Source organism: Pseudomonas sp. GW821-FHT05D12, from assembly GCF_059419825.1.
The window spans coordinates 194,749-208,282 of record NZ_JBWKSN010000011.1 but is presented as its reverse complement, the minus strand read 5'-3'; the positions used below and the strand labels follow the sequence as shown (position 1 = coordinate 208,282).

The window sequence follows — 13,534 nt, the reverse complement described above, 5'->3', positions numbered from 1 at the left end:
GATTGTGCCCCTAAAACCAGTTCACTCCCAGCCATGCGCTGCACAGGCCCAGCACCACGCCGAGGATGATCAGCCAGATCGCGTTCAGGCGCGTGTAATACACCACGGCAGCACTGGCCAGCGTCAGCACCAGGCTGGTGGCATTGTTTTCCAGGCTGTTCATCAGGATGTAGGTCGAGGCGAGAATCAAGCCGATGGAGAGCGGCAGCAGGCTGCGCTTGACGCGCTGCACCCAGGGCGTGCGGGTGTGACGCTCCAGCCAGCCGGCGCCGACGTAGGTCAACACCGAGCAAGGCACCAGTTTGGCGGCCAGCGCCACCAGCGCGCCGGGCAACCCTGCCGCCTGCTGGCCGATAAATACCAGGAACATGCCGTTGGGCCCCGGCAGCGCCTGGGACAGGGCGAAGAACGCGACGAATTGCGCGTCGGTGACCCAGTTCATGTCGGTGACGGCGTAGCGGTGGATATCACTGATGGCCACGGTATTGCCGCCAATCGACATCAACGACCACAGCGCGCATTGGATCATCAGGTGCAGCAGCACGGTTTGCATCAGCCGGCCACCTTGTGTGTGCTGACAAAACTCAGGGCCAGCGAGCTGGGGATGCAGATCAGCAGCACCATCCACAGCGGCAGCACGAAAACCGCCATCAGCACGAAGGTCAGCACGAACGCGCTGTAGTTGGCGAGGGTGCGAGGCATGGCCTTGAGCAAGCGCAGGGTGGTGCCGAGCATCAGCCCGGTGGCGATCGGCATCACGGCGCCGAAAATCTGCTGCACCACCTCGTTGCTCCACCACTTGGCGTAGGCGAAACCGGCGAACACGGTGATCAGCGAGGGGAACAGGTACAGCCCGCAGACGGTCACAATCGCACCCGGCAAGCCATGCAGGCGCCGGCCGTAGATGATGCCGACGTTGGCGATGTTGGGGCCGGGGAAGAACTGGCCGGTGGTCAGCAGCTCATTGAAGCCTTGTTCGCTGACCCAGCGGCGGCGGTCGACCATCATCTGCCGCGCCCAGGGCATCACGCCGCCAAAGCCGAACAGGCCGACCATGGCGAAGTTGTAAAACAGTTGCCATAGGCTGGGTTGCGGCACGTCGGGTTCGAGCTCAGGCATTGTCGATACCATTGGGGGCAGGTGCACCCTTGCAGGGGCCGGCTTGCCGGCGATGAGGCCCTTGAGCCCTGTGTCGGCAAGGACGGTGTGAATCATCCGATGGGCAGTGGTGTCAGGGCAAATGAAGAAAGGTTGTTACCTGATAGTGAGTGACTGCGGTCAGAATGCTCAAGGTGATAACGGTTATTCGAGGTGAGTGACACATGTATCACGGGGAACGATTCAACGCCTGGAGCCATTTGCTCGGGGCGGTTGCAGCTTTTGTCGGTGCGGTATGGATGTTGGTGGTGGCGAGCCTGGACGGCAGCCCCTGGAAAATCGTCAGTGTGGCCATTTACGGCTTTACCCTGCTGGTGCTGTACAGCGCGTCCACCGTGTACCACAGCGTGCAGGGGCGACGGAAAGAGATCATGCAGAAGGTCGATCACTTCTCGATCTACCTGTTGATTGCCGGCAGCTATACGCCGTTCTGCCTGGTCACGCTGCGCGGGCCATGGGGCTGGACGCTGTTCGGGATTGTGTGGGGGCTGGCGGTGATCGGTATCCTGCAGGAGATCAAGCCGCGGTCCGAGGCGCGCATCCTGTCGATCGTGATCTACGCGGTGATGGGCTGGATCGTGCTGGTGGCGGTCAAGCCGCTGCTCGCCGCGCTGGGCACGGCGGGGTTCGCCTGGCTGGCGTCGGGTGGGGTGCTGTATACCGTGGGTATCATCTTTTTTGCCCTGGAGGATCGCCTGCGGCATTCCCATGGCATCTGGCACCTGTTCGTGATCGGCGGCAGCCTGCTGCATTTTGTGGCGATCATGCACTACGTGCTGTGACCGTCACTTGCCGGCGATTACGCTTACAGGCGTTCCAGTAGCTCGCGGGCACGCTTGCCGAAAATCTGCAGCAGGTTTGCCAGCATGTGCGGCGGTGGTTCGTCGGCGCGGGTGAGGGCGTACAAGGTGATCGGCAAGGGCGGCGTGAGCGTGCGGATGCGCGTGGTGGCGGTCGAGGCTCCCAGCGCGGTGAAGGGGTCGATCACCGTGAGCCCGGCGCCGGATTCCACCATGGCCCGGGCCAGCGAATAGGTTTGCACCGAGATCGTCACCTGGGGCGGCGGGTCGACGTTTTCCAGGTAACTGTCGAGTTTCGCGGCCAGCGGGTCGGCGCTGGACAGTCCGATCAGCGGCGCTCCCGCCAGGTCGGCGAGCGGCAGCGGCTGGCGAGTTTCAGCCTCGGACCAATAGCCTTTGGACGCCAGCGCCACCAGCACGCCATTGGCCAACACCTGGGTGGTCAACCCCGGATGGCCGGAGAAGTTGAGCGTCAATGCCAGGTCGATCTCGCGCATCAACAGTTTCTGCACCAGCTCGCGGCTGTGGTCGCTGGACAGTTCGCAGGCGATGTTCGGGTAATCGTGCTTCCACTCCAGAATCGCCGGCGGCAGCAGCGACAGCGCGAGGGCCGGGATCGCGCCAATGCGCACACTTTGGCCCGGCTCGCGGCGCAAGCTCTTGGCCAGGCGTCGCACGCCTTGCAGGCTCTGGGTGACTTTTTCCACTTCGCTTTCGAGCGCCAGGGCTTCCGGCGTGGGTTGCAGCTTGCCGCGCACCCGCAGGAACAGTGGAAAGCCCAATTGTAACTCCGCGTGTTGCAACACCTTGGTCACGGCCGGCTGCGACACATGCAGCAACTGCGCGGCAGCGCTGATGGAGCCGGTCTGGCGGATGGCCTGGAAGATCTCGATATGACGCAAGCGCATGGCGTGTCCATAACCTTTGTTTATAGGTGACCCATCTTTATTCATTGTCGGTGACCTGTCACCTGCCCCTAGGCTTGAGCCTTCTTATTCAACGGCTGGGGGCTGGCATGACCAGGCAGGTTTGCATCATCGGTGGAGGGGTTATCGGCCTGGCGAGTGCCTACGCGTTGGTGCGCGCCGGCCATGAAGTGACGGTGATCGAGGCACGCGACAGCCTGGGCAGCGAAACCAGTTTTGCCAATGGTGGGCAGTTGTCCTACCGCTACGTCGCCCCGCTGGCAGACGCCGGCGTGCCGCTGCAGGCGATTGGCTGGTTGCTGCGCGGCGATTCGCCGCTCAAGCTGCGCCCGCGCCTGGACCCCCAGCAATGGCGCTGGATGGCGGCCTTCATCGGCGCCTGCCGCGGCTCGGTGAACAAACGCAACGCCGCGCACTTGCTGCGCCTGGCGAGCCTGAGCCAATCCACCTTGCAGCAATGGCGCGTCGATGACGGCCTGGACGGTTTCGACTGGCGACGCAACGGCAAGCTGGTGACTTTTCGCAATGCCGATACCTTCGAGCGTGCGCGCAGCAAGGTCACCGACGTCCTTCAGCAGCAGGTGCTGTCGGCGGTAGATTGTGCGCGCCTGGAGCCGACACTCGCGGCAGGTGGGTTTGTCGGCGGCATCTACACGCCCAACGAGGAAGTGGCGGACTGTCATGCCTTCTGCCAGCAGCTGGCGGCGCGTCTTCAAGCGTCAGGGCGCTGCACCTTCATGCTGGGACGCAAGGTCACCGGGATCCTGCATGCCGACGGTGCGGTACAGGCTATCGAACTGGGCGGCGAAGTGATGCCGGTGCAGCAATTGGTGCTGGCTGCCGGGCATCGCAGTGCCGAGTTGGCGTTGCCGGGCTTGTCACTGCCGCTGTACCCGCTCAAGGGCTATAGCCTGAGCGTGCCGATTGGCACGCAGCACCGCGCGCCGAACGTGAGCATCACCGACTACGACCGCAAGATCGTCTACGCGCGCATCGGCGAACAACTGCGGGTGGCGGCAATGGTGGATATCGTCGGCTTCGACGCCAGCCTTGAGCCCAAGCGCCTGGCACTGATCAAGCGCCAGGCAATCGAGACATTTCCTACAGCTGGCGACTACACGCATGCGCTGGAATGGGCCGGCATGCGCCCGGCTACCCCGACCGGCGTGCCGCTGATTGGCGCCAGTCGCTATCGCAACCTGTGGCTGAACCTGGGCCACGGAGCCCTGGGCTTTACCCTGGCGTGCGGCAGCGGCCAATTGCTCGCCGAGTTGATCGGCCAACACGTCCCTTCCATTGATATGCAGGGCCTGGCGCCCCGCGCCGCATAAGGATGCACCCATGACCATCACGCGAATCAGCAGCAACGAACGACTGTCCGGCGCCGTCACCTTCAAGGACCTGGTATTCCTCTCGGGCCAGGTGCCGGGCGAGGGTGTCGACGTGGCGACCCAGACCCGCGAAGTGCTGGCGAAGATCGACGGGCTGCTGGCCCAGGCCGGCAGTGACAAGGATCATGTCTTGAATGCGACCATTTACTTGAAAGATATCGGCAACGGTTTCGCCCCAATGAATGATGTGTGGTCTGCCTGGCTGTCGCCGGGCATGGCGCCGACGCGCACCACCTTGCAGGCGGAACTGGCGCGACCGAGTGTGCTGGTGGAAATCAGCGTGATTGCTGTCCGTAAATAACTCAAAGACCAACGGAGAATAACAATGAAAAAAATCCTGTTGACCGGTTGCACCCTGGGGCTGTTGCTGGGGGCGCAGGCCCATGCCAACCAAGCGCCGCTGGACGGCACGCTGGGCAAGATCGCCAGCGCCAAGTCGATCACCCTGGGCTATCGCGATGCGTCGGTGCCGTTTTCCTACGTGGGGGATAGCAGTGGCAAGCCCATGGGGTATTCGGTGGACCTGGCGAGCAAGATCGTCGAGCGCATCGAGGAGAAAACCGGGGTGGCCGATCTCAAGGTGAAATACAACCTGGTGACTTCCCAGACGCGTATCCCGCTGGTACAGAACGGCACCGTCGACCTCGAATGCGGCTCCACCGGGGTGACTGCAGAGCGCCAGCAACAGGTGGCATTTTCCTACGGCTTTATCTACGTGAAGGGGCAGTTGCTGACCGCCAAGGACAGCGGTATCCAGGGCTTTGACGACCTCAAGGGCAAAAATGTGGTGACCACCGCCGGTACCACCAACGAGCGGTTTCTCAAGAACTACAACGCCGAGCACAAGACCAATATGTTCGTGATCAGCGCCAAGGACCACGGCGAGGCGTTCAAGATGCTCGAGACCGGTCGCGCGGCGGCGTTCTATATGGACGATGCGCTGCTCTACGGTGAGCGCGCCAAGGCCAGGGATCCGCACAAATGGGTGGTGGTCGGCAAAGAGCAGTCGCGGGAAATCTACAGCTGCATGGTGCGCAAGGGCGACCCGCAGTTTCTCGCGGTGGTCAATGAGGCACTGGGCGACCTGTACCGCTCGGGGGCGATCAACGGGATTTATCAGCGTTGGTTTGAACAGCCGATTCCGCCCAAGGGCTTGAACCTGGAGTTCCCGATGACCAGCGAGTTGAAGGCGATCATTGCCACGCCGGTGAGTGACCCGGTGGAGTGATCACCCGATCAACCGTAGGCGCCGGCGTGCCGGCGCTTACATTGGAGGCGGGGTTAGAAATCGCCCCAGAGTTGCTGGGCCACCGCCAGCGCGACGACGGGCGCCGTCTCGGTCCGCAATACGCGCGGGCCCAGGCGGGCGGCATGGAAGCCGGCGTCTTGCGCGGTTTGCACTTCATTGTCGGTCAACCCGCCTTCAGGACCGATCAGGAAGGCCAGGCTGCCAGGCTTGGCATGGCTGACCAGCGGCTCGGCCACCGGGTGCAGGACCAGTTTCAAGTCGGCCTCGGTCTGCTTCAACCAGTCTGCCAGCAGCAGCGGTGGGTGAATCACTGGCACTGTCGAACGCCCACATTGCTCGCACGCGCTGATTGCCACCTGGCGCCAGTGCAGCAGGCGTTTATCGGCGCGTTCATCCTTGAGGCGCACTTCGCAGCGCTCGCTGAAAATCGGCGTGATCGCGTTGACGCCCAGTTCGGTGGCTTTCTGTATCGCCCAATCCATGCGCTCGCCCCGCGACAACCCCTGGCCGAGGTGGATGTGCAGCGGCGATTCGGCCTGCCCGGCGAAGCTTTGCGTGAGTTGCACGCTGACGCGCTTCTTGCCGACATCCAGCAAAGTACCCAGGAACTCCTGGCCGGAACCGTCGAACAACTGCACGGCGTCACCTTCGTTCATGCGCAGTACACGGCTGATGTAGTGCGCCTGGGCTTCGGGCAACTCGTGCTCGCCAAGGCTCAGCGGGGTGTCGGTGAAAAAGCGGGACAGTCTCATTTCTGTTCTCTGGAAAATAAGGTGTTTCTGCAGGCGCCGGCTTGCCGGCGCCTGCAAGGGTGTGATCAGCCGGGATCGCGGAAGCCTGGGTGGAAGTCCTTCGGCACGGCGACACTGACTTTGCTGTTGGTGGCAATGTCGATGCCTTCACTGGCCACCTCGGCCAGGAAATCGATCTGCTCCGGCGTGATCACATACGGCGGCAGGAAATACACCACGCTGCCCAAGGGCCGCAACAGCGCACCGCGTTCCAGGGCATGCTCGAAGACCTTCAGGCCACGGCGTTCCTGCCACGGGTAGGCGGTCTTGGTGGCTTTGTCCTGGACCATCTCGATGGCCAGGACCATGCCGGTCTGGCGCACTTCCGACACGTGCGGGTGGTCCACCAGGTGCGCGGTGGCGGTGGCCATGCGCTGGGCCAGGGCCTTGTTGTTCTCGATGACGTTGTCTTCTTCGAAAATATCCAGGGTCGCCAAGGCGGCCGCGCACGCCAGCGGGTTGCCAGTGTAGCTGTGGGAGTGCAGGAAGGCGCGCAGGGTCGGGTAGTCGTCGTAGAAGGCGTCGTAGACATCATCGGTGGTGACCACCGCCGCCAATGGCAGGTAGCCGCCGGTGAGGGCCTTGGACAAACACAGGAAATCCGGGCGGATACCGGCCTGCTCGCACGCGAACATGCTGCCGGTGCGCCCGAAGCCCACGGCGATTTCATCGTGGATCAGGTGCACGCCATAGCGGTCACAGGCTTCGCGCAGCAGCTTGAGGTACACCGGGTGGTACATGCGCATACCGCCGGCGCCCTGGACCAGCGGCTCGACGATCACCGCCGCGACGCTGTCGTGGTTGTCGGCGAGGGTCTGTTCCATGGCCTGGAACATGTTGCGCGAATGCTCTTCCCAGCTCATGCCTTCGGGACGCAGGTAGCAATCCGGGCTCGGCACCTTGAGGGTGTCCAGCAGCAGCGCCTTGTAGGTTTCGGTAAACAGCGGCACATCGCCCACCGACATCGCGGCGATGGTTTCGCCGTGGTAGCTGTTGGTCAGGGTGACGAAGCGCTTTTTGTTCGGCTGGCCGCGGTTGAGCCAGTAGTGAAAACTCATCTTCAGCGCCACTTCGATGCACGACGAACCGTTGTCGGCATAGAAACAGCGGGTCAGGCCTTCGGGCGTCATCGCCACCAGGCGCTCGGACAGTTCGATCACCGGTTGGTGGCTGAAACCGGCGAGGATCACGTGTTCGAGTTGGTCGACCTGGTCCTTGATGCGCTGGTTGATACGCGGGTTGGCGTGGCCGAACACGTTGACCCACCAGGAGCTGACGGCATCGAGGTAGCGCTTGCCTTCGAAATCTTCCAGCCATACGCCTTCACCGCGCTTGATGGGGATCAGCGGCAGTTGCTGGTGGTCTTTCATCTGGGTACAGGGATGCCACAACACGGCCAGGTCGCGTTGCATCCACTGGTTGTTCAAGCCCATCGGTCATCTCCTCGAAGCGGTCCTGCGTGTGGCGCAGGTGAAACAGTCGCGCAAGCCTATGCAATGCAGGCCTGTGTCACAACCCATTGCGAGTTTGAAGCGTAAATTGGTGGTAAACGCAGGACAGTCCGTCACGTTTCTTCTGGATAGTCCTTAATCTCTTGTTAACTTACTCTGCATACGCTCTTGATCGTATTTCTCGATATTTCAAAGCGAAATTTTCCGCTTTAATTCGATAGGTAAATCGATAGTCTTGCCACAGCTCTTACGGGATTTGGGACATGCAACTACGTAATTCACCGGCCCGCTATGGCTGGGTCAGCATCGTTTTGCACTGGGGCGTGGCCCTGGTGGTGTTCGGTCTGTTCGCATTGGGCCTGTGGATGGTCGGCCTCGACTACTACAGTGCCTGGCGCAAAGACGCCCCGGACCTGCACAAGAGCATCGGCATTACGCTGTTCGCCATCATGCTCGTGCGGATCGTCTGGCGCCTGGTCAGCCCGCCGCCGCCACCGCTTGCCAGCTATAGCCGCATGACGCGTCTGGGGGCTGCGTTTGGCCACGCGTTCCTGTATCTCGGGCTGTTTGCCGTGATGATTGCCGGTTACCTGATTTCCACCGCAGACGGTGTCGGGATCCCGGTGTTTGGCTTGTTTGAGATTCCTGCGCTGGTTTCCGGGCTACCGGACCAGGCAGACACTGCAGGCGTGGTGCATTTGTACCTGGCCTGGGTATTGGTGGTGTTCGCCGGCCTGCATGGCGTGGCCGCGCTGAAACACCATTTCATTGATCGTGATGTGACCCTGGTTCGTATGCTGGGGCGCAAAGCCTGATGTTCAACCTCGACTCACAAGGAATAGAAAGCATGTTGAAAAAGACGCTCGCCGCTCTGGCAATCGGTACCGCCCTGCTGTCTGCTGGTCAGGTGATGGCCGCCGACTACAAGATCGACAAGGAAGGCCAGCACGCCTTCATCGACTGGAAAATCAGCCACCTGGGCTACAGCTACATCCACGGTACCTTCAAGGACTGGGATGGTTCGTTCAGCTGGGATGCCGCCAAGCCTGAAGCCAGCAAAATCGCGGTCGACGTGAAAACCGCCAGCCTGTGGTCGAACCACGCAGAACGTGACAAGCACATCGCCAGCAAGGACTTCCTCGACGTTGGCAAGTTTGCCGATGCCAAGTTCGTGTCCACCGCTGTTAAATCCACCGGCGAAAAAACCGCTGACGTGACGGGCGACCTGACTTTCCACGGCGTGACCAAGCCTGTGACCTTCAAGGCGACCTTCAACGGTGAAGGCAAGGATCCATGGGGCGGCGAACGTGCTGGCTTCAACGCCACCACTACAGTCAACCTGAACGACTTCGGCATCAAAGGCCCAGGCCCGTCCTCGCAGACTGTAGACCTGGACATCTCGCTGGAAGGCGTCAAGCAGAAGTAATTTCTGTTTTTACCCGAAAAAACCGGATCCTGAGATCCGGTTTTTTTATGCCTGGAATGCACGCAATGTGGGCGCTGGCTTGCCTGCGATGCGGGCGCATCGAAGCATCAGGCACACCGAGTCGATACCATCGCAGGCAAGCCAGCTCCCACAGTTGATCAGTGTCGAGTCAAAAAAAATGCCCCGTCTCGAAAGAGGCGGGGCATTTTTTGTGGTGCTTTGAAACTCAGCGGTTGCGGGTCAGCAACGCCGGTTTTTCACCACGAGGACGGCCTGGCAGTTGATCCAACTGCTCCGGTGTCGGGAAGCGGTCGGCTTTCGACTCCTTGTGGATGATCTTCGGCGCCGGGCCACCGCGCGGGTTCTGCACGGCGGGTTCGGACAAGCGTGGCTGGTCGTCACGGGCCGGGCGACGGTTGTTGCTGCGCGAATCATCGCGACGGGCCTGGCCATCACGAGGCGCGCCGTTACGCGGGCCGTTGCGCTTGGCCGGTGGCGTACCGGTGGTGCCGCCGCTGCTGTTGCGCGGACCGTTCTGACGACCGCCCTGTGGCTGGCCGCCACGTGGAGCACCAGCGCCGGCACCTTGCGCCGGGGCGCCTGGACGACGGCCACGACCCTGGGCTGGTTTGGCCTGGGGCACGTAGTCAACGCGGTTACCGAAGTTATCCACGTCGTCGTCGAGGAACTCGTCCGGGGCGCGGTCGGCTGCAGCGCGTGGTGGCTGGGTCGGCTGGCGCTGTTCGCGGGCCGGGGTGCCTTCACGTGGTTTTTGTTCACGGGCCGGGCGCTCGCCACGGCCGTTGGTAGGCGCTTTTTCCTTGCCGCCCTTGTCCTTGCCCTTGTCGCGACGACCACCGCCACCGCCGCCGCCGTTCGGGCCATCGCCCTTCGGACCGCGTGGGTTGCGTGGGTTGCGCACGTCCGGACGCTCGCGCGCTTCTGGCTTTTCAGCCTCGACGGTGCTGGCATCGAAGCCCATCAGGTCGCCGTCGGCGATTTTCTGCTTGGTCATGCGCTCGATGCTTTTCAGCAGTTTTTCTTCGTCCGGTGCAACCAGGGAGATGGCTTCACCCGAACGACCGGCACGGCCGGTACGGCCGATACGGTGCACGTAGTCTTCGTCGACGTTCGGCAGTTCGAAGTTGACCACGTGTGGCAGTTGGTCGATATCCAGGCCGCGGGCGGCGATATCGGTGGCCACCAGGATGCGCACTTCACCGGCCTTGAAATCGGCCAGGGCTTTGGTGCGAGCGTTCTGGCTCTTGTTGCCGTGGATGGCGACGGCGGTGAGGCCGTGCTTGTCCAGGTACTCGGCCAGGCGGTTCGCGCCGTGCTTGGTGCGGGTGAACACCAGTACCTGTTCCCACGCGCCGGCGGTGATCAGGTGGGCCAGCAGCGCACGCTTGTGGCTGGCGGCCAGGCGGAACACGCGTTGTTCGATACGCTCGACCGTGGTGTTCGGCGGCGTGACTTCAATGCGTTCCGGGTTGTGCAGCAGCTTGCCGGCCAGGGCGGTGATGTCGTTGGAGAACGTTGCCGAGAACAGCAGGTTCTGACGTTTGGCCGGCAGGCGTGCGAGGACCTTTTTCACGTCATGGACAAAGCCCATGTCGAGCATGCGGTCTGCTTCGTCCAGCACGAGGATTTCCACGTGGGACAAGTCGACGCTGCCTTGGCCGCACAGGTCGAGCAAGCGACCGGGGCAGGCGACCAGCACGTCGACACCACGGGACATGGCCTGAACCTGTGGGTTCATGCCGACGCCGCCGAAGATGCAGGCGCTGACGAACTTCAGGTCGCGGGCATACAGCTTGAAGCTGTCGTGCACTTGCGCGGCGAGTTCGCGGGTGGGGGTCAGGACCAGTACGCGCGGTTGGCGCGGGCCGTGACGCTGGGATTTGTCCGGGTGACCATTGGGGAACAACCGCTCCAGAATCGGGAGGGCGAAGCCGCCGGTTTTACCAGTACCTGTCTGAGCCGCAACCATCAGGTCGCGACCTTGCAACACGGCGGGAATGGCCCGCTGTTGCACCGGAGTAGGCTCGGTATAGCCCGCTGCCTCGATGGCGCGGACTAAAGCCTCGGAGAGACCGAGGGAAGCAAAGGACATGAGTAATCCTGTTTTAGTTAGGGCTTGGCCCAGAGGGATAATCTTGCCGGGCGCGAATGGCGCTTAGGGGAGCGCAATCCCGTCCGGTCCTGCTGCGTCTGGCGAGCACTCCACCGGCTCGCGCGGGCTGAAAGCTGCGCTGTAGCGGGGTTGGGTGCCTTTTTCAAGACCTCAGCGGCCGGGCGTAAGCCTGGCGGAAAGGCCGGAGTATAACAGAGCAATCACTGCGCGCTGCTTTCCTGCTGCTCAACGGTGTCTCCTGCTGCCGATATGGCCTGGATTCCACCATATTTGGCACTCAAGGCGGCGTAGGCCGGTTCCTGTTTGAAGCGCCTGAGCTCGGCGGCAAAGCGCTGCACCAGCAGGTCCATGCCCGCACCCCGGCGCACGGCCAGGAATTGCGGCTGGCGGCTGACCACGACCTGGGCCTGGCTGACCTTGCCTTCCAGGCCCATGGCCTTGATCACGTGCTGGCCGACCCGGCGGTCGGTGATCACCAGGTCGATGCGCCCGAGCATCAATTTGCCGAAGTTGGCCTCATGGCTGGGCGCCGCTTCGCGGTTGAACAGCGTGGAATCGCTGAACGGCTCGCCGTACAGGTAACCTGGCGAGGTGCCGACGGTCAGGCCGCGCAGGTCCTCAAGGCTTTGGGCCGGGTGCGGCCGTTCGTTGGCGTAGAACAGGGTGAACTCGACTTGTGACAGCGGTTCGCTGGGGTAGAGCAGCAGCGCGTCGCGCTCATGGCTGTGGAAAATATCCAGCGCGCCGTCGGCCTGGCCCTGGTCAAGCATGGCCAGGCAGCGCTTCCAGGGCAGGAATTGCCACTCGACATCGACCCCCAGGCGCTGGAACACGATCACCGTGGTGTCGTAGTCCAGTCCCTGCATGGCGCCGCGTTCTTCGTACACATAGGGTGCCCAGGGCTCGGTGACAATGCGCAGTTTCTCGCCATAAGCGGCCAGGCTCAGGCAAGTGAAAAGGGCAGCGGTCGCAAGCTTCAGGATCACGGGCATACCCTGAGGTTACGACGCTCCTGCGCTAAAGAGAAGCTCTGGCACACGCATCTGCAGGCGGTATCAATGCGTCTGCGAACTCATCAGGTGCTCGTAGATGGCGGTACGCCGCTCACCGAGAATCAGGCGCACCAACGGGTTGGCGAACCAGTGCTCCAGTTGGTGTGCATCGACCGGGCGCTGCTGGCGCTCTTCCTGATTCTGGCGGGCCTTGTCCCACCAAACCGGGCCACATGCCTGGTCGAACTCGTTTTGGTGCTCGTAGCACCCGTAGAGAATCTCGCGGATGAACTGCTGCTTGCGCTTGGGCAGGGCCAGGGTGATCAGCTTGTACATCAGGCGCTGCAGGCGTGGCGGGCGCGGCAAGTGGGCGGAGACCTTGCGTGTGTCGGCCAGGGCCAGGGTGCTGATGGGGCTGGCGCTGTGCTTGGTGATCCACGCCTTGACCTTGGCCCGGAACAGCTGTTTGCGGCTCCAGTAGTGGTGGATCAGGTCCGGGCATTGGCGCACGTTGACCTGGCGGTAGGCGGCAACCGACAGGCAGAACTCTTCCAGGGTGTAGGCGCCGAGAGCCATCGGGAACAGTTCGTCCATCAGCGCGATCGACTGGTCCAGCAGGTGCGCGTCCTGGCGTGCCAGGCCCATGACCCCGGAGTTGAGCAGCCACATGTTGTCGTCGGCCAGGCCTTTTTCGCTCAGGTATGGCGCGAGCGCTTCGTACAGCACGCTTTCGCGGTTATCGCCATACTTGGCGTGGAAGGCGTTGCACAGCAGGGTGCCGGGCGCGACGCGCTCGAACAGGGCCATGGGCGAATCGTGGAAAAACGTATCGGTGTCGATCAGCAGTGCCCGCTCCGCCGTTTCCAGGACTTGGCGCAACAGCACGTGCTTGGTGCGGAAATGGTAGCCGTGAGGCTCGCTCCAGCGTTTGCGCGTGGCCTCATCCAGTACGTGGACCTGCACCGGCAGGCCGTCGTAGGGCGCCGGGTTGTCGCTGAACACCTGGATGTCCAGGGGCAGGTCCTCGGTTGCGCCCAGCTGCGCCAGGGCACTGGCGATGCTGAATACCGCTTCCTGATGATAGGTCTCGGCGCCGAATACCAGGTAAACCAGCTGCGGGCGGGGAGTCGGGGACGCTGTATTCATTTACTGCAGGCTTCCATTCCGGGGAGATGTGAACAAAAAAAGCCCTCGTATAAACGAGGGCCTGGGTGCA

General features: G+C 62.5%; 14 protein-coding genes. 6 read left to right on the top strand and 8 right to left on the bottom strand.

Annotated elements, in window-relative coordinates:
* Positions 1-10 precede the first annotated feature (10 nt).
* Both AC07SI_RS21280 and AC07SI_RS21275 read right to left on the bottom strand, forming a co-directional pair.
* Positions 11-553, bottom strand: coding sequence for a chromate transporter (locus tag AC07SI_RS21280; RefSeq protein ID WP_282397442.1), 543 nt, complete (start codon positions 551-553; stop codon positions 11-13).
* Positions 553-1,119 carry a chromate transporter gene (locus AC07SI_RS21275; protein WP_120450299.1) on the bottom strand — a complete coding sequence of 189 codons (567 nt, stop codon included), beginning with the start codon at positions 1,117-1,119 and terminating at the stop codon, positions 553-555. Before AC07SI_RS21275 ends, AC07SI_RS21280 begins: the two co-directional genes overlap by 1 nt.
* 203 nt (positions 1,120-1,322) lie before the next feature.
* Between AC07SI_RS21275 and trhA the strand changes: the two genes are divergently transcribed.
* Positions 1,323-1,940: a PAQR family membrane homeostasis protein TrhA gene (trhA, locus tag AC07SI_RS21270; RefSeq protein ID WP_065904887.1), complete on the top strand. Its 618-nt coding sequence runs from the start codon at positions 1,323-1,325 to the stop codon at positions 1,938-1,940.
* Between the two features lie 23 nt (positions 1,941-1,963).
* Here the strand turns inward: trhA and AC07SI_RS21265 are convergent, their stop codons facing one another.
* On the bottom strand, positions 1,964-2,866 hold the full coding sequence (locus tag AC07SI_RS21265; protein WP_495006456.1) for a LysR family transcriptional regulator: 903 nt from the start codon (positions 2,864-2,866) through the stop codon (positions 1,964-1,966).
* Between the two features lie 107 nt (positions 2,867-2,973).
* Between AC07SI_RS21265 and AC07SI_RS21260 the strand changes: the two genes are divergently transcribed.
* The 3 genes from AC07SI_RS21260 to AC07SI_RS21250 are packed head-to-tail and all read left to right on the top strand — an operon-like array spanning position 2,974 to position 5,503.
* The gene (locus AC07SI_RS21260; protein WP_495006455.1) at positions 2,974-4,215 is read left to right on the top strand and encodes a D-amino acid dehydrogenase; all 1,242 of its coding nucleotides are present in this window, start codon (positions 2,974-2,976) and stop codon (positions 4,213-4,215) included.
* Between the two features lie 10 nt (positions 4,216-4,225).
* On the top strand, positions 4,226-4,576 hold the full coding sequence (locus AC07SI_RS21255; RefSeq protein ID WP_065904878.1) for a RidA family protein: 351 nt from the start codon (positions 4,226-4,228) through the stop codon (positions 4,574-4,576).
* Between the two features lie 24 nt (positions 4,577-4,600).
* Positions 4,601-5,503 carry a transporter substrate-binding domain-containing protein gene (locus AC07SI_RS21250; RefSeq protein ID WP_106802409.1) on the top strand — a complete coding sequence of 301 codons (903 nt, stop codon included), beginning with the start codon at positions 4,601-4,603 and terminating at the stop codon, positions 5,501-5,503.
* 53 nt (positions 5,504-5,556) lie between these two features.
* On the opposite strand, the gene AC07SI_RS21245 is transcribed toward AC07SI_RS21250, so the two are convergent.
* Both AC07SI_RS21245 and AC07SI_RS21240 read right to left on the bottom strand, forming a co-directional pair.
* Positions 5,557-6,276, bottom strand: a complete 720-nt coding sequence (locus tag AC07SI_RS21245; protein ID WP_495006454.1) for a 16S rRNA (uracil(1498)-N(3))-methyltransferase — start codon at positions 6,274-6,276, stop codon at positions 5,557-5,559.
* 65 nt (positions 6,277-6,341) lie between these two features.
* Positions 6,342-7,748, bottom strand: coding sequence for an adenosylmethionine--8-amino-7-oxononanoate transaminase (locus tag AC07SI_RS21240; protein WP_495006453.1), 1,407 nt, complete (start codon positions 7,746-7,748; stop codon positions 6,342-6,344).
* Between the two features lie 281 nt (positions 7,749-8,029).
* Here AC07SI_RS21240 and AC07SI_RS21235 point away from each other — a divergent pair, with 281 nt between their 5' ends.
* Both AC07SI_RS21235 and AC07SI_RS21230 read left to right on the top strand, forming a co-directional pair.
* A complete protein-coding gene (locus tag AC07SI_RS21235; protein WP_003216842.1) occupies positions 8,030-8,581 on the top strand; it encodes a cytochrome b in 552 nt (183 codons plus the stop codon).
* Between the two features lie 32 nt (positions 8,582-8,613).
* Complete coding sequence (locus AC07SI_RS21230; RefSeq protein ID WP_065904872.1) at positions 8,614-9,192, top strand: YceI family protein; 579 nt, start codon at positions 8,614-8,616, stop codon at positions 9,190-9,192.
* A 226-nt stretch (positions 9,193-9,418) separates the two neighbouring features.
* Here AC07SI_RS21230 and rhlE2 read toward each other — a convergent pair whose 3' ends face one another.
* The 3 genes from rhlE2 to AC07SI_RS21215 form a co-directional block, all read right to left on the bottom strand.
* Positions 9,419-11,305 carry an RNA helicase RhlE2 gene (rhlE2, locus tag AC07SI_RS21225; protein ID WP_495006452.1) on the bottom strand — a complete coding sequence of 629 codons (1,887 nt, stop codon included), beginning with the start codon at positions 11,303-11,305 and terminating at the stop codon, positions 9,419-9,421.
* Between the two features lie 221 nt (positions 11,306-11,526).
* Positions 11,527-12,318, bottom strand: a complete 792-nt coding sequence (locus tag AC07SI_RS21220; RefSeq protein WP_120450288.1) for a substrate-binding periplasmic protein — start codon at positions 12,316-12,318, stop codon at positions 11,527-11,529.
* Positions 12,319-12,381: 63 nt separating this feature from the next.
* Positions 12,382-13,464, bottom strand: a complete 1,083-nt coding sequence (locus AC07SI_RS21215; RefSeq protein ID WP_495006451.1) for a hypothetical protein — start codon at positions 13,462-13,464, stop codon at positions 12,382-12,384.
* Positions 13,465-13,534 lie beyond the last annotated feature (70 nt).

What these genes read in the sequence shown, in the direction of transcription:
- AC07SI_RS21280 (WP_282397442.1), bottom strand. Translation starts at nt 553, where the DNA reads ATGCAAACCGTGCTGCTGCACCTGATGATCCAATGCGCGCTGTGGTCG.
- AC07SI_RS21275 (WP_120450299.1), bottom strand. Translation starts at nt 1,119, where the DNA reads ATGCCTGAGCTCGAACCCGACGTGCCGCAACCCAGCCTATGGCAACTG.
- trhA (WP_065904887.1), top strand. Translation starts at nt 1,323, where the DNA reads ATGTATCACGGGGAACGATTCAACGCCTGGAGCCATTTGCTCGGGGCG.
- AC07SI_RS21265 (WP_495006456.1), bottom strand. Translation starts at nt 2,866, where the DNA reads ATGCGCTTGCGTCATATCGAGATCTTCCAGGCCATCCGCCAGACCGGC.
- AC07SI_RS21260 (WP_495006455.1), top strand. Translation starts at nt 2,974, where the DNA reads ATGACCAGGCAGGTTTGCATCATCGGTGGAGGGGTTATCGGCCTGGCG.
- AC07SI_RS21255 (WP_065904878.1), top strand. Translation starts at nt 4,226, where the DNA reads ATGACCATCACGCGAATCAGCAGCAACGAACGACTGTCCGGCGCCGTC.
- AC07SI_RS21250 (WP_106802409.1), top strand. Translation starts at nt 4,601, where the DNA reads ATGAAAAAAATCCTGTTGACCGGTTGCACCCTGGGGCTGTTGCTGGGG.
- AC07SI_RS21245 (WP_495006454.1), bottom strand. Translation starts at nt 6,276, where the DNA reads ATGAGACTGTCCCGCTTTTTCACCGACACCCCGCTGAGCCTTGGCGAG.
- AC07SI_RS21240 (WP_495006453.1), bottom strand. Translation starts at nt 7,748, where the DNA reads ATGGGCTTGAACAACCAGTGGATGCAACGCGACCTGGCCGTGTTGTGG.
- AC07SI_RS21235 (WP_003216842.1), top strand. Translation starts at nt 8,030, where the DNA reads ATGCAACTACGTAATTCACCGGCCCGCTATGGCTGGGTCAGCATCGTT.
- AC07SI_RS21230 (WP_065904872.1), top strand. Translation starts at nt 8,614, where the DNA reads ATGTTGAAAAAGACGCTCGCCGCTCTGGCAATCGGTACCGCCCTGCTG.
- rhlE2 (WP_495006452.1), bottom strand. Translation starts at nt 11,305, where the DNA reads ATGTCCTTTGCTTCCCTCGGTCTCTCCGAGGCTTTAGTCCGCGCCATC.
- AC07SI_RS21220 (WP_120450288.1), bottom strand. Translation starts at nt 12,318, where the DNA reads ATGCCCGTGATCCTGAAGCTTGCGACCGCTGCCCTTTTCACTTGCCTG.
- AC07SI_RS21215 (WP_495006451.1), bottom strand. Translation starts at nt 13,464, where the DNA reads ATGAATACAGCGTCCCCGACTCCCCGCCCGCAGCTGGTTTACCTGGTA.